General features: G+C 73.6%; 13 protein-coding genes and 2 pseudogenes. 5 read left to right on the top strand and 10 right to left on the bottom strand.

What is annotated here, in order from left to right; genetic code table 11:
* Window positions 1–418: 418 nt before the first annotated feature.
* Together ABZZ20_RS30000 and ABZZ20_RS29995 are read right to left on the bottom strand one after the other, a co-directional pair.
* Window positions 419–1,384 (bottom strand): YafY family protein, encoded by a 966-nt coding sequence (locus tag ABZZ20_RS30000; protein ID WP_356874927.1) that lies wholly within the window; start codon window positions 1,382–1,384, stop codon window positions 419–421.
* A gap of 471 nt (window positions 1,385–1,855) precedes the next feature.
* Window positions 1,856–2,440, bottom strand: a pseudogene (locus ABZZ20_RS29995) (transglycosylase family protein); the annotation flags it as partial.
* 306 nt (window positions 2,441–2,746) lie between these two features.
* Here ABZZ20_RS29995 and ABZZ20_RS29990 point away from each other — a divergent pair.
* A complete protein-coding gene (locus ABZZ20_RS29990) occupies window positions 2,747–3,550 on the top strand; it encodes a hypothetical protein (protein WP_356874962.1) in 804 nt (267 codons plus the stop codon).
* 247 nt (window positions 3,551–3,797) lie between these two features.
* On the top strand, window positions 3,798–4,268 hold the full coding sequence (locus tag ABZZ20_RS29985; protein WP_356874926.1) for a hypothetical protein: 471 nt from the start codon (window positions 3,798–3,800) through the stop codon (window positions 4,266–4,268).
* A gap of 27 nt (window positions 4,269–4,295) precedes the next feature.
* On the opposite strand, the gene der is transcribed toward ABZZ20_RS29985, so the two are convergent.
* From der to ABZZ20_RS29965, 4 genes and pseudogenes are all read right to left on the bottom strand, one after another.
* Window positions 4,296–5,756: a ribosome biogenesis GTPase Der gene (der, locus tag ABZZ20_RS29980; protein WP_356874924.1), complete on the bottom strand. Its 1,461-nt coding sequence runs from the start codon at window positions 5,754–5,756 to the stop codon at window positions 4,296–4,298.
* Between the two features lie 75 nt (window positions 5,757–5,831).
* The gene (locus tag ABZZ20_RS29975) at window positions 5,832–6,419 is read right to left on the bottom strand and encodes a lysophospholipid acyltransferase family protein (protein ID WP_356874960.1); all 588 of its coding nucleotides are present in this window, start codon (window positions 6,417–6,419) and stop codon (window positions 5,832–5,834) included.
* A gap of 200 nt (window positions 6,420–6,619) precedes the next feature.
* Window positions 6,620–7,306, bottom strand: a pseudogene (cmk, locus tag ABZZ20_RS29970) ((d)CMP kinase); the annotation flags it as partial.
* A gap of 139 nt (window positions 7,307–7,445) precedes the next feature.
* Window positions 7,446–8,534, bottom strand: coding sequence for a prephenate dehydrogenase (locus tag ABZZ20_RS29965; protein WP_356874922.1), 1,089 nt, complete (start codon window positions 8,532–8,534; stop codon window positions 7,446–7,448).
* A 218-nt stretch (window positions 8,535–8,752) separates the two neighbouring features.
* Between ABZZ20_RS29965 and ABZZ20_RS29960 the strand changes: the two genes are divergently transcribed.
* The 3 genes from ABZZ20_RS29960 (at window position 8,753) to ABZZ20_RS29950 (ending at window position 10,419) form a co-directional block, all read left to right on the top strand.
* Window positions 8,753–9,094 (top strand): DUF952 domain-containing protein, encoded by a 342-nt coding sequence (locus ABZZ20_RS29960; protein ID WP_356874920.1) that lies wholly within the window; start codon window positions 8,753–8,755, stop codon window positions 9,092–9,094.
* 85 nt (window positions 9,095–9,179) lie between these two features.
* On the top strand, window positions 9,180–9,677 hold the full coding sequence (locus ABZZ20_RS29955) for a Rieske (2Fe-2S) protein (protein ID WP_356874918.1): 498 nt from the start codon (window positions 9,180–9,182) through the stop codon (window positions 9,675–9,677).
* A gap of 28 nt (window positions 9,678–9,705) precedes the next feature.
* Entirely contained in the window at window positions 9,706–10,419 is a 714-nt protein-coding gene (locus ABZZ20_RS29950) for a nucleotidyltransferase domain-containing protein (RefSeq protein ID WP_356874916.1), read from the top strand.
* Window positions 10,420–10,550: 131 nt separating this feature from the next.
* Here ABZZ20_RS29950 and ABZZ20_RS29945 read toward each other — a convergent pair whose 3' ends face one another.
* From ABZZ20_RS29945 to pnuC, 4 genes are read right to left on the bottom strand one after another with little or no spacing between them, the layout of a single operon-like run.
* Entirely contained in the window at window positions 10,551–11,573 is a 1,023-nt protein-coding gene (locus tag ABZZ20_RS29945; protein ID WP_356874914.1) for an ADP-ribosylglycohydrolase family protein, read from the bottom strand.
* Complete coding sequence (locus ABZZ20_RS29940) at window positions 11,570–12,301, bottom strand: NUDIX domain-containing protein (RefSeq protein WP_356874912.1); 732 nt, start codon at window positions 12,299–12,301, stop codon at window positions 11,570–11,572. The genes ABZZ20_RS29945 and ABZZ20_RS29940 overlap by 4 nt, the downstream gene beginning before the upstream one ends.
* Window positions 12,298–13,395, bottom strand: coding sequence for an AAA family ATPase (locus ABZZ20_RS29935; protein WP_356874910.1), 1,098 nt, complete (start codon window positions 13,393–13,395; stop codon window positions 12,298–12,300). Before ABZZ20_RS29935 ends, ABZZ20_RS29940 begins: the two co-directional genes overlap by 4 nt.
* Window positions 13,392–13,988 carry a nicotinamide riboside transporter PnuC gene (pnuC, locus tag ABZZ20_RS29930; RefSeq protein ID WP_356874908.1) on the bottom strand — a complete coding sequence of 199 codons (597 nt, stop codon included), beginning with the start codon at window positions 13,986–13,988 and terminating at the stop codon, window positions 13,392–13,394. The genes ABZZ20_RS29935 and pnuC overlap by 4 nt, the downstream gene beginning before the upstream one ends.
* Window positions 13,989–14,043 lie beyond the last annotated feature (55 nt).

Genomic DNA, 14,043 nt, shown 5'->3' with positions numbered 1-14,043 from the left:
ACGTCGCGGGGCGGTACGCACCACCTCACCCCGCACCATCGAGGCGGGCCGGGTCACCACCCGGCCCGCCTCGGTCGTTTCCCGGTCCTTCCGATGCCCTGGCCCCCGGCACACCTGGCACCCCTGGCCCCTGGCCCCTGGCCCCTGCCCCCTGGTCGTGCGGAGGACCGGAACGTCAGCGACGCGCCCGGACGTTCGTCCGTACCGGGTCACACTTGTGTCACGGAATGTCGACAGTCCTTCGGCCGCGGCGACTTCGCCCGAACCCGCGCGGAAGTACGTCCGCGCCATTCTTTTTCCGGCCCGCGACACGCCCGTCGGACATCGTCTTTCGCATTCCGTCCGGAAGCCCCGGAATTCGTCCCGCGGATTGCCGTGACCCACCCGGTACGGCCGGGGTGAACACCCCTCAGTTTCCTTACATCTTCTCCACGGCCCGTCCCAGAAGGTCCCTGGCCGCTCTGATCCGGTCCGTCAGCTCCGGCGGCTCGATCACTTCGAACTCACAGCCGAGCAGCATGACGTGAATGACCAGGACATCGAGGTTCACGGCGCCGGTGTGCAGCAGGCAGCTCTCCGCGTCGATCGGCTCCAGGACCCCGTCGGTCGGCCCCACGACCCGGGCCGCCGCCTCCGCCGACACCTTCAGTCTCAGCACCGCCTTGGCCGCGTACGCACCCTGCGCCACGCCGCGCGACACGTACGCGGCGAGGTCGTCGGCCGGGGGCGGGCGCGGGGTGAAGCGCGGCCCGTGCGGCGGTCTGGGCTCGATCCGGTCGGCGCGGAAGGTCCGCCAGTCCTCCCGGTCCACGTCCCAGGCGACGAGGTACCAGCGCCGCTCGGTGCACACCAGCCGGTGCGGCTCCACCACGCGGCGGCTGAGACTGCCCTCGTGGTCCCGGTACCCGAAGCGCAGCCGCTCGCTGTCCCGGCACGCGGCGGCGAGCTCGGTCAGCACGGAGGGGTCCACGGTGGCCCGGCCCGGCCCGCGCAGCATCGGCACGGTGAACTCGTTGAGCGCCGACACCCGCCGCCGCAGCCGCCCCGGCAGCACCTGCTCCAGCTTGGCCAGTGCCCGTACGGAGGCCTCACCGATCCCCTCGACGCCATTGCCCGCGGCGGTCCGCAGGCCCACCGCGACGGCGACGGCCTCGTCATCGTCGAGCAGCAGCGGCGGCAACTCGGCCCCGGCGCCCAGCTGGTATCCGCCGCCTGTCCCGGGACTGGCGTTCACCGGGTAACCGAGCTCCCGCAGCCGGTCCACATCGCGCCGCACCGTCCTCGGGGTCACGCCGAGGCGCTCGGCGAGATCCGCCCCGGTCCATTCGCGGTGGGCCTGCAACAAGGACAACAGGCGCAGCAGTCGTGCGGAGGTCTCCAGCATGCCGAGCAGTCTGCCAGCGCGGACGCGGCGTCCGGCAGCCGGTCGTTCACGGTCCGCTCCCCGCTCCCCGCTCCCGGCCGCGCCGCCCCCGCCTTCCGGCCGACGGGCCGCAGCCCGAACCCTGGGAAACACGGACGAGGGAGGCGGGGCCCGCTGGGACCCCACGCAGACCCGCCCGCGCCGGCCGGACGGCTCGGTCACCGCGGCGGACGCGGCCCACCCGCCGAACCGAACAGCACGCCCGCCAGGCCGGACGGCCTACCCACCAGGGCAGCCGCGCTGAGCCGACGGGCCGGCCGATCTACCCGCCGGAACAGGCGGCTTGGCCACCGAGCCGGACGGCTTGGTCGTCGGGCCGGGCGGCCTGCCCGCCAGGGCGGGTGGCTTGGTCGTCGGGCCGGGCGGAGCCCCCGGACCAGACGGCCTGGCCGGCGGGGTCGATGGCGGGGGCGGCGGGTTGGGTGAGGCGGGCAAGGCCAGCAGCATGCCGGCCACGAGTGCTTGCGGCTGCGACCCGATCACCGCACGATTCGCCTCGTACAGCGCCTGCCATCCGCCCGCCACCCGGCGCCGCCGGGCGATCGAGTCCAGCGTGTCCCCGGGCCGGACCACGTGCATGCGCCCCTCCAGCCCGTACCGCTTCGAGCACACCGGCCAGGCGTCCCACCCCTGGGACCCGAGCACGTCCTCCGCCACCCGGATCTGCTGTTCCCGGCTCGCCAGGTCGGCCCGTGCCGCGAACCCCAGGCCTCCGTACTCCTCCCACGTCGGCTGCCAGAACTGCAGCCCGCCGTAGAAGCCGTTGCCGGTGTTGACCGCCCAACGTCCACTGCTCTCGCAGTCGGCCACGCAGTCCCAGGGCCACTCCCCGCCCGGCCCGCAGTCCCCCGGCCCGTCCCCGATGACCCCCGACGAGCCGGGATGCGCCGTCCCCGCGGGCCCGGGCGCGGGGGGCGGTGGGGCCGCGCCGGCCCCCGACGGGAGTACGAGGACGAGAGCCAGCGCGGCGGCGGCAGCGACCGGAATGATGGCCTGCCGGATCCGGAAGTCGGGCATCGGATCACGCTAAGCAGCCCCGCCGCGTCCGCTACGACCGCCACGCGGATCGTCCCCCGCCGCACCCGGCCGGCCGAGCCGCCGCCCCGCCCGAAACGGCCACGACCGACCACCAACTGAGCACAACCAGAAAACAGTTCACAGGAAAACAAAGCCGCGGTGCGACCGTTCACTCCTCCGGAGGCCCGGTTCGATTGCGTTCCCTCCAACGGCGTGACCCCAGCAGCCGATCGCCCGTTGAGCCCGGCGAGCCGGGAACCGCCCGGCCCCCGCTCGCCTAGTCCGAGGAGCCACCCCGTGCCCCGCATGCTCGACGTCAGTGATGAGGTCCGTGCCGAGATCGGTGACGAAGAAGCCGAGAGGCTGCTCACCGGCGACGACGCACCGCGCAGCTACGACTGCACCTCCTGCCGCACTCCCGGGGACCCCGAGACCGACCGCACCAGCACGGTGCTGTTCGTCGGCGAGGAGACCGCCGTTCTGGCCTTCGCCCACGCCGGCTGCATCCCCTCCCAGGTCGTGAGCGTCTCCGAGGAGCAGTTGCAGGGCGCCGTCCGCAGCATCACCGGCGACGGCCCCGCCCCGGCCCCCGGAGTATCGTCCGTCGCCGCCCCGCAGAACGTGCCCGGCGGCCAGGCGGTCCTCGGCATCACCAGCGGCTTGGTCCTGATCGGCGGCGAGCTGCACCCCGCCCTCGTGGTCGAGCCGACCGCGCCGATCGCCCGTCCGGGCACCAGCGGCCCCGGTGACGACTTCCTGCCGCTCCTCATCGAGCAGGGGTTCATCCCGGTCACCGACACCGGCGAGCTGCCCTCCCCGCTCGCCGGCTGGTCGGTGCTGCTGGCCGCGGGCCAGTTGCACGCCGTACTGCAGCCCGGCGCCGAGGGCGGTCAGGTCGCCTGGTGGCAGGCGCACCAGGCCCTCTCGGTCACCGACGGCTGGCGGGCCGCCGTCAACAAGACCCAGCGCGTCCTGGTCTACGCCGCCCCGGTCGGCTCCATCGGCCAGCAGCCCCGTGAGGACCTGCTCCGCGACGCCCTGGACAGGGCCGCCGCCGGCGGCAAGCTCGTGGCGGCCTCCATGCCGCTGGCGGGCACTTCCGGCGCCTGACACCGGCGCCTGACACCGGCGGGTGTCCCGGAACGGCCGCGCGCGCCCCTCACGGGGCGGCGCGGCCGTCCGTCGGTGGGGGTGCCCCAGCGGTTGCGCCGGGGGTGCGCGGTTCGTCCCGCGCACCCCCGGCGATCTGCGTTTTCTCCCCCTTCGCCCGCATCCGCAGGGCGCTGGGTTCGTTGGCTGATACGTGCATTCATACGACCCCTCCCGCGCCCTTGCCCACGCAAGCACCGGCTCCCCGATGCTCCCCGTACAGGACCGGGAGAGCGTTCCGGCAGCCGTCTCGCACACCCCGATCTACGACGCGCTCTACTCGGAGTACCTGCGCTCCTTCCGGACCCTGCCGGGCGACCGCACGGGCGAGGAGGACCTCGGCTTCACGGCGTTCTCGTACGGGGGCGCGTACATGGGCGGCGGCTCCCCGTACGGCAGTGGAGGCGGCAGCTCGTACGGCACGGGCGGCTCCGAGTACGGGGGCGGCTCGTACGGCAGCGGCTGGAACGGCTCCGCGTGGCAGACCGACCCGTGGCCGGCCTCGTACGCCCCGCCGCCGCAGGCGCCGCAGCCCGCGTACGCGTACGCGTACGCGGGGACGGCGGCGGCCGGCAGCGGCGACCACGGCGGCTCCGACTACGCCAACGGGCGGCAGTACCAGACCGGGATGCACCACATCCCGGCGGCCCTGCCGCCCGCTCCGCGCCGGGGCTACTGACCCCGGACCACCGCTGCTCCTTCGCAGCTACTTCTTCTTGTGCTGCGCGCCGCGCTTCTCACGCACCCGCACGGAGATGTGGATCGGGGTGCCCTCGAAGCCGAACTCCTCGCGCAGGCGGCGCTCGATGAAGCGCCGGTAGCCGTGCTCCAGGAAGCCGGAGGCGAAGAGGACGAACCGCGGCGGCTTGCTCCCCGCCTGGGTGCCGAACAGGATGCGGGGCTGCTTGCCGCCGCGGATCGGGTGCGGGTGGGCCGCGACGACCTCGCCGAGGAAGGCGTTCAGCCGGCCGGTGGGGACGCGAGTCTCCCAGCCCGCGAGGGCGGTCTCGATCGCCGGAACCAGCTTTTCCATGTGGCGTCCGGTCAGCGCCGAGACGTTGACGCGGGGGGCCCAGGCGACCTGCTGCATCTCGGTCTCGATCTCGCGTTCGAGGTAGTAGCGGCGCTCCTCGTCGAGCTCGTCCCACTTGTTGTACGCGATCACGATCGCGCGGCCCGCCTCGACGGCCATGGTGATGATGCGCTGGTCCTGGACGCTGATCTTCTCGGTCGTGTCGATCAGGATGACCGCGACCTCCGCCTTCTCGACGGCGGCGGCCGTGCGCAGCGAAGCGTAGTAGTCCGAGCCCGTCTGGAGGTGGACCTTCTTGCGGATGCCGGCGGTGTCGACGAACTTCCAGGTGACGCCGCCGAGCTCGATCAGCTCGTCGACCGGGTCGCGGGTGGTGCCGGCCAGCTCGTTGACGACGACCCGCTCCTCCTTCGCGACCTTGTTCAGCAGGGAGGACTTGCCGACGTTCGGGCGGCCGATGAGCGCGATGCGGCGCGGCCCGCCGACGGGGGTGCCGCCGAAGGTCTGCTCGGGCGCCTCCGGGAGGGCCTCGAGAACGGCGTCGAGCATGTCGCCCGTGCCGCGGCCGTGCAGCGAGGAGACCGGGTGCGGCATACCGAGGCCGAGCGACCACAGGGCGGCGGCGTCGGACTCGCCGCTCTGGCCGTCGACCTTGTTGGCGCACAGGACGACGGGCTTGCCCGCCTTGCGCAGGAGTTTGACGACGGCCTCGTCCGTGTCGGTGGCGCCGACCTTGGCGTCCACGACGAAGACGACCGCGTCGGCGGTCTCGATGGCGTACTCGGCCTGGGCGGCGACGGAAGCGTCGAGGCCGAGGACGTCCTGCTCCCAGCCGCCGGTGTCGACGACCTTGAAGCGGCGGCCGGCCCACTCGGCCTCGTAGGAAACGCGGTCGCGGGTGACGCCGGGCTTGTCCTCGACGACCGCCTCGCGGCGGCCGATGATCCGGTTCACCAGGGTCGACTTTCCGACGTTGGGACGCCCGACGACGGCAAGCACGGGCAACGGCCCGTGGCCCGCCTCCGCGATCGCGCCCTCGACGTCCTCGACGTCGAAGCCTTCCTCCGCGGCGAGCTCCATGAACTCCGCGTACTCGGCATCGCCGAGCGCTCCGTGGTCGTGCTGGTCGTTCATGAAGTCCGTTCCTCGTCGTTCGTGGTGATCGGTGGTCCCCGCGCAGCGCGGTTCCACTACTAGGTCAAGTCTCGCTCAGCGCCCGGTGAGGCGCTTGGCGTCGGCCAGGTGGGCGGTCAGCCTGCTCTGTATGCGGACGGTGGCCTCGTCCAGGGCGGTACGGGTCCGGCGGCCGGTTCCGTCGCCCGCGTCGAAGGCCGAGCCGAAGACGACGTCGACCTTGCTCTTGAAGGGCGGCAGACCCCGTACCAGTCGTCCTCGGCTCTCGGTGCTGCCCAGCACGGCCACGGGTACGACGGGCGCGCCGCTGCGGACCGCGAAGTAGGCGAGACCCGCACGCAGTGAGGCGAAGTCGCCCTCGCCCCGGGTGCCCTCGGGGAAGATCCCCAGGGCTCCGCCGTTCTCCAGCACCGCGAGCGCCTTCGTGATCGCGCCCCGGTCCGCGCCGGCGCGGTCGACCTTGACCTGGCCGATCCCCTTCAGGAAGGGGCCGAGCGGGCCGACGTACGCCTCCTTCTTGATCAGGAAGTGCAGGGGCCGGGGTGTGGTGCCCATGACCATGGGGCCGTCGATGTTGTGCGCGTGATTCACGGCGAGGATGACCGGCCCCGAGGCGGGCACGCGCCAGGCGCCCAGTACGCGCGGCTTCCACAGCCCGTACATGAGGCCTATGCCGATCCGCCGGCCGACCGCCGCACCCTTGAGGGAGGGCGTGTCGCTCACTTGCTCGCCGCCCGCTTCTCGGTGCCCTCGGCCGCGCTGCGCCGCTCCTCGATACCGGTCGCGCTGCGCCTCGGCTCCGCTTCGGCCGGGTGCCCCTCACTCGTTCCTCGCTCGGAACCCCCGACCTGCGCTGCATCTCGGCTGCGCCGCTCCTCGACGAGGGTCACGACGCACTCGATGACCTGGTCGAGCGTCAGCTCGGTCGTGTCGACCTCGACGGCGTCGTCGGCCTTGGCGAGCGGGGAGGTCTTGCGGCCGGAGTCGGCCGCGTCCCGCTTGATCAGGGCTTCCTTGGTGGCCGCGAGGTCGGTGGCCTCCTTGCCGCGCAGCTCACCGTTACGACGGGCGGCGCGGGCCTCGGCGGACGCGGTCAGGAAGATCTTGAGGTCGGCGTCGGGCAGGACGGTGGTGCCGATGTCCCGCCCCTCGACGACGATCCCGCCGTCCGCCTCGGCCGCGATGCTGCGCTGCAGCTCGGTGATCCGGGTGCGCACCTCGGGGACGGCGCTGACGGCGCTGACCTTGGAGGTGACCTCCTTGGTGCGGATGGGACCGGAGGCGTCCAGCCCGTCGACCGTGATGGTCGGGGCGGCCGGGTCGGTACCGGAGACGATGCCGGGCTTGCCCGCGGCCACGGCGATGGCGTGCGGGTCGTCGGTGTCGACCCCGTTGGTGATCATCCACCAGGTGATGGCCCGGTACTGGGCACCGGTGTCCAGGTAGCGCAGCCCGAGCTTGGCGGCCACGGCCTTGGAGGTGCTGGACTTGCCCGTGCCGGAGGGACCGTCGATGGCGACGATCACGGCGGACGGAGCTGCGGTTTCCACGGTGCGGGCACCTTCCTGGTTGCGCGTACGTGTCCGGGCGCGCCAAAGCGCCCCTCCCCAAGGTTACCGGCCCCCGGCACGGGCGCTGCCCAGTGCCGGGGAGCAGGCGGCAGCAGCGGGGCGGCGGCCCGCTGTCGGCCTACTGCTGGCGCAGTGCCCAGCCCCGCTCGCGGAGCTCCGCCGTCAGGCCGGCCGCGGCCCTCGGCTCGACCATCAGCTGCACCAGACCGGCCTGCTGGCCCGTGGCGTGCTCGATCCGGACGTCCTCGATGTTGACCCCGGCCCGCCCGGCGTCGGCGAAGATCCGCGCGAGCTCGCCCGGCTGGTCACTGATCAGTACGGCTACCGTCTCGTACGCCATGGGCGCCGCGCCGTGCTTGCCCGGTACCCGTACCCGGCCCGCGTTGCCCCGGCGCAGCACGTCCTCGATGCCGGCCGCACCGCCGCGCCGCTTCTCCACGTCGGCGGACTGCAGTCCGCGCAGCGCGTCGACCGTCGCCTCCAGGTCGGAGGCGATCCCGGCCAGGACGTCCGCCACCGGCCCCGGGTTCGCGGACAGGATCTCCACCCACATCCGCGGATCGGAGGCGGCGATCCGGGTCACGTCGCGGATCCCCTGCCCGCACAGCCGCACCGCCGTCTCGTCCGCCTCCTCCAGCCGGGCCGCGACCATGCTGGAGACCAGTTGCGGGGTGTGCGAGACGAGCGCCACCGCCCGGTCGTGCGCGTCGGCGTCCATCACCACCGGTACGGCCTTGCACAGGGCCACCAGTTCGAGCGCCAGGTTCAGCACCTCGTGGTCGGTGTCCCGGGTCGGGGTCAGCACCCAGGGCCGGCCCTCGAACAGGTCTGCCGTCGCGGCCAGCGGCCCCGACTGCTCCTTGCCGGCCATCGGGTGGGTGCCGATGTACGCGGTGACGTCCACGCCCAGGGCCGCCAGCTCCCGCCGCGGCCCACCCTTGACGCTGGCCACGTCCACGTAGGCGCGGGCCACGTCGCGGCCGATCGCGTCGGCCAGCGTCGCGGCCACGTGGGCCGGCGGCACGGCGATGATCGCGAGGTCGACCTGACGGTCGGGGGCTTCGTCGGTGCCGGCGCCGAGCGAGGCTGCCGTGCGGGCCTGGGCCGGATCGTGGTCGGCCAGGTGGACGGTGATCCCGCGGGCGGACAGGGCGAGCGCCGCGGAAGTGCCGATCAGTCCGGTTCCGATGACGACGGCGGTTCTCACGGGGCGCTCCAGGGGTGCGTATCGGCAAGTCACGGCCAGGGTAGCCAGCCGGGGCGGCCGGACGGCACGAGGGCACGAGGGCACGAGGACCTTCCGTGGGAGGGCGGCCCAAGCCCGGGCGGGACGATCGGGGTCCTGGTGCGGACCGTGTCACCCCATCCTTACCGAACTACCACGGGGTGGGGGAACTCGACGTCGACTGGGGTAGAACGATCGGCATGATCTTCCACATCGTGCCGCTCGCTGACTGGTCCGCCGCACCCGAGCTCCCGTACGCCCCGTCCTCGCTCGACGCGGAGGGCTTCGTGCACTGCTCGGCGGACCGCCCGACGGTCCTCGCGATCGCGGACGCGCACTACCGGGACACGCCCGGCCCGCTGCTGGCCGTCGAACTCGACGAACGGGCGCTGACCTCGGAGGTCCGCCGTGAGGGTGAATCAGGTGGCAGGTACCCGCACGTCCACGGGCCGCTGGACCGGGCGGCCGTGGTGCGCGTCTGGGAGGTCGTCCGCGCGCCGGGCGCCCCGGCGGAACTGGCCCCGTGGGAGCCCGCCCCCTGAGCCGGGTGGTGCGGCGGACTTCCCGTGCGGCCCGCGGCACGCCAGGATGCTCCTCGCCGTCCCGCACCCGAACGAGGAGCACCCCATGAGCGACCGCACGCCGACCACCCGCCGCACGGTGCTGGCGGCCGGAGCCGCCGCTGCCCTGGCCGGCGGCACGCTCACCGCGTGCGGCGGCAGCAAGGAGAAGGCGCCGGCGGGCGAGTCCGGCAGCGCCTCCTCCCCGCAGGCGGCGCAGTCCCCCGCACCGGAGGCCACGGCCACCCCCTCCGCCTCGGCCCCGTCCGGGACCGGCAAGGCCCTCGTGCAGGCCTCGGCGGTGCCGGTGGGCGGCGGCACGGTCCTCAAGGCGGAGAAGCTGGTGGTCACCCAGCCCTCGGCCGGGTCCTTCCGCTGCTTCACGGCGGTGTGCACGCACCAGGGCTGCATCGTGTCCACGGTGGCGAACGGCACCATCGACTGCCCCTGCCACGGCAGCAAGTTCCACGTCGCGGACGGCACGGTCGCCCACGGTCCGGCCACCCGCCCGTTGACGGAGAAGGCGATCACGGTGGCCCCGGACGGCGGAATCTCGCTCGCGTAGCGGAGCCGCCGCCGCCTACGCTCCGCGGATGAACGAGCCGACGACGCCCGAGGAATCCCCGCACCTCACCCTGGTAAGCGAGCACACGGTCTACGCGTGCGTGATGGGCTCCAGGGCGTTCGGCCTGGCGACGGAGGCCAGCGACACCGACCGTCGGGGCGTCTACCTCGCCCCGACGCCGCTGTTCTGGCGCTTCGAGAAGCCGCCCACGCACGTGGAGGGCCCTCGGGAGGAGGAGTTCTCCTGGGAGCTGGAACGCTTCTGCGAACTCGCCCTGCGCGCCAACCCGAACATCTTGGAGTGCCTGCACTCCCCCCTCGTGGAGCGGTTGACCCCGGTGGGCGAGGAACTCCTCTCCCTGCGGGACGCCTTCCTCTCCCGCCGGGCCCACACCACCTTCAGCCGGTACGCGGCGTCCCAGCGCGCCAAACTCCTCGCGGACGTCCGCATCCACGGCGCCCCGCGCTGGAAGCACGCCATGCACCTGCTGCGCCTGCTCCTGTCCTGCCGCGACCTCCTGCGCACGGGTCGCCTCACGATCGACGCCACCCCGCACCGCGAGCGGCTCCTGGCGGTCAGACGGGGCGAGCTCACCTGGGCCGAGGCCGACGCCTGGATGTCCCGCCTCACGGACCAGTCCGAGGCCGCCCTCGCCACGAGCCCCCTCCCGGACGCCCCGGACCGCCTCCGCGTCGAGGAGTTTCTGACCCGCACCCGACGCACGTCAGCCGTGACCCGCTGAAGCCGCGCCGCCGCACACGGGGGCGCCGCGCGCCCCGTCCGCCGCTGTCCGCGCGGGCAGCGCGGAAGCGGTGGAGTCGGGCGCCGCGGTCCGTGGCGAAGAGCAGCGGGCCGGGCCGGCCGGCCCGCGGGTCACGCGTCCCAGAGGGTGCCGAAGGCGAGGAGTTCCTCGCGGTACTCGATGCGGCCCTCCCAGTCGCGGGGCCAGACGTCCGCGCCGAGGTGGGCGCCCGCGAAGGCACCGGCCAGGCAGGCGATCGAGTCGGAGTCGCCCCGTGTGCAAGCCGCCCGGCGCAGGGCCGTCAGGGGGTCCTGCGGGAAGAGGAGGAAGCACTGGAGGGCCGTGGCCAGGGCCTCTTCCGCGATCCAGCCGTCGCCCGTGGTGAGGCACGGGTCCGTTTCCGGGGACGGCGACCTCATGGCCGAAGCCAGACGGTCCAGGACCGCGAGGCATTCGTCCCAGCCGCGCGCGATGAAGGATTCCGGGGAAGCGTCCGAGGCGGTGCGCATCCACAGGTCGCCGAGCCAGCGCTCGTGGTAGTGGGTGCGGTGGTGCAGGGCGTACGAGCGCAGTTGACCGACCAGGCCCGTCACCTCGGTGCCCTGGGCGAGGAGGTACACCGCCCGGGCCGTGAGGTCGGAGGCGGCCAGGGCCGTCGGGTGACCGTGGGTCAGGGCGGACTGGAGCTGAGCCGCGCCGGCGCGTTCCTCCTCCGTCCAGCCGGGGACCAGGCCCACCGGGGCCACCCGCATGTTCGCCCCGCAGCCCTTCGAGCCGATCTGGCTCGCGTCGCGCCAGTCGCGCTCCGGGGCGTTGAGGAGGCTGCACGCCCGCAGGCAGGTGTTGCCGGGGGCGCGGTTGTTCTCCGGGGAGTGGTACCAGTCGACGAACTCCTCCCGGACCGGGCGGGTCAGGCGGAGCGGTCCGACGTGCCCGCGTTCCGTCGCCGTCCGTATGCCGCGCGCCAGCGCCAGGGTCATCTGGGTGTCGTCCGTGACGATCGCCGGGCGGGGCAGGGCCATGTCCCGCCACGGGCCGGTCTTCGCCAGGATCGACGGGACGTCATGGAACTCCGTGGGGAAGCCCAGGGCGTCACCGAGGGCCAGGCCGAGGAGGGCGCCCGTCGCCGCGCGTTTCGTGGGCGTCACAGTCATGTCGCGTGTCCTTCCGTGGGGCGGAGCAGCGGGGGGTGGAGGGTGGTCGCCGGGCCCGCCCGGTACAGGGCGGCCGGTTTGCCGCGGCCCCCGGTCAGGCGAGCGGCTCCCGGTACGGCTTCGACGAAGCCGGGGGTGGCGAGGACCTTGCGGCGGAAGTTGGGCCGGTCCAGGGTGGTGCCCCAGACGGTCTCGTAGACGGACCGGAGTTCCCCGAGGGTGAATTCGGGTGGGCAGAACGCCGTGGCCAGGCAGGTGTACTCCAACTTGGCTCCGACCCGGGACCGGGCGTCCGCCAGGATCAGCGCGTGGTCGAAGGCCAGGTCGGTGGCCTCCCGCACCGGCGTCCAGCGTGCCTGGGCCGCGTCGCCGCCGCCCTGGGCCGCCGGCTCCGGCATGTCCGGGACCAGGGCCGTGAAGGCCACCGAGACCACCCGCATCCGCGGATCGCGGTCCGGTTCGCTGTAGGTGCGCAGCTGCTCCAGGTGGAGCGAGGCGACCACCGCCTCCGGGAGGCCGGTCTCCTCGGCCAGTTCCCGGCGGGCCGCCGCCTCCGCGGACTCCCGGGGCAGGACGAAGCCGCCCGGAAGCGCCCAGGCCCCCTCGTACGGCTCCTGCCCGCGCCGGATCAGCAGGACGTGCAGCGCCCCGCCCCGTACCGTGAAGACCGCCAGGTCCACCGTCACCGCGAACGGCTCGAAGGCGTGCGGGTCGTATGCCGCGTTCACCTGCGCTCCGGGAGCGGGTCAGTGAAGTGGTGGCCCTCCGCCAGGAGTTCGTCGACCGCGGCGACGGCCGTCGCCAACCGCATCGCGCGGTCCCCGCGCACGGTCAGGAAGCGCCGCCCGGTCCGGTGGAGTTCCTCCCGGAACCGTTCCGTCATCCACGGTCTGAGCTGCGGGCCGTCCCGCAGGCCGTCGTCCTCGAAGGGCACGTCCGCGTGGTCCGTGAGCAGGTAGAGGTCCCGGTGCCGCTGTGCGGCGATCTCCTCGACCTCCTCGCTGCGCCCTCCCATGTAGCGCTCGTGCCAGATGCCGGTGGCGAAGGAGTCCGTGTCGCAGAACAGCACCGGCGAGCCGGCCCTGGCCGCCCGCTCCTCCTCCGTGTCCTGCCGCCGTGCGATCACCGGGAACTCCGCCGACGTGAAGGACACGTCCGCCCAGGTCGCCGCCGGGTCCGCCGCGCGCGCCGCGGCGAGCTTCTCCTCGCTGTAGGTGCGCCCGTACTCCGCGACCCAGCCCGTCCCGGCCCACACCCCGCCGCGCGCCCGGTAGTGGGATGCCAGCGCCCGGGACAGGGTCGTCGTCCCCGTGGACTCGGCGCCGAGCACGACGACCCGCCGGGCCAAGGAGGCCCGTACGCCCGGCCCCAGGTACTCCCAGCAGCCGACGGGGTCCTTCCGGACCGCCGTGCCCGACACCGGGAAGCGGCTGCGGTCCGGGTCCACGCAGACCTCCTCGGCCCCGAACCGGCGGGCGAGTTCCGTCCCGTACGCCTCCGAGGTGAAGACGGCGTCCACCGGCCCGGTCACGGCGGCCCGGAAGATCGCCATGTGCGCCTCCCAGATCGCCGGGTCGTGCAGGTCGACGGGGACGTCGTCGACCGCGCCGACGACGTCCGCCTCCGGGTGGGCCTCGCGCATCCACGCCACCCGGTCGGCGAGCGGCACCGACTCCACCGAGGCGGCGCACACCAGCACGGTCAGCCGGTCGCACCGTTCCTGGGCGGTGCGCACGAGGTGGTGGTGCCCGGCGTGCGGCGGGTAGAACTTGCCGAGGACCAGGCCGTGCCCGTAGCGCCCGTGGCGCCCCGTGCCGCTCATGCCGCCGCCTCCGCGGTCGTACGGGCGCCCCGCGCCGGCAGTGTGCGGTGCCAGCCGAGCAGGCCGACCACGCAGAGCGCGAGGAAGCCGGCGTACAGGGCCGAGGTCAGGTGCAACCCCTTGTAGGCGTAGAGCGGGATGTACACGAGGTCGGCGGCGATCCACAGCCACCAGGACTCGACGAGCTTGCGGCACTGCCCGTACGTGGCCGCGAGCGAGAGCCCGGTGGTCAGCGCGTCCCAGAACGGGACGGTCGAGTCGGTGACCCGGCCGAGCAGGAGCGTCAGCCCGAGCACTCCCACCGTCCCCGCCGCGGCCAGCGCGACCCATTCGGCGCGCGTGGTGCGGCGTACCGGCAGGGCGGCGGCGGTTCCTGGTCCACCCCCGTGGGTCCAGGACCACCAGCCGTACGCGGCGAGGGCGATGTAGACGATCTGCAGCCCGGCGTCGGCGTACAGGCCGGACCGGGCGAAGAGCACGATGAAGAAGATGTTGTTGGCGATGCCGATGGGCCAATTGGCGACGTGCTGCCGGGCGACGAGCCAGACGCACAGGGCCCCGGTGGCGGACCCCAGAATTTCGGTCCAGCTCATGGCGGCCGACCCCCCCTCCCTTTAAGAGTCATGTTGACTATAAACAGGGACGGGG

Origin of the sequence: Streptomyces sp. NPDC006430, assembly GCF_040612395.1 — a bacterium.
GTDB lineage: Bacteria > Actinomycetota > Actinomycetes > Streptomycetales > Streptomycetaceae > Streptomyces.
This window is presented reverse-complemented; position numbering and strand designations above follow the sequence as displayed.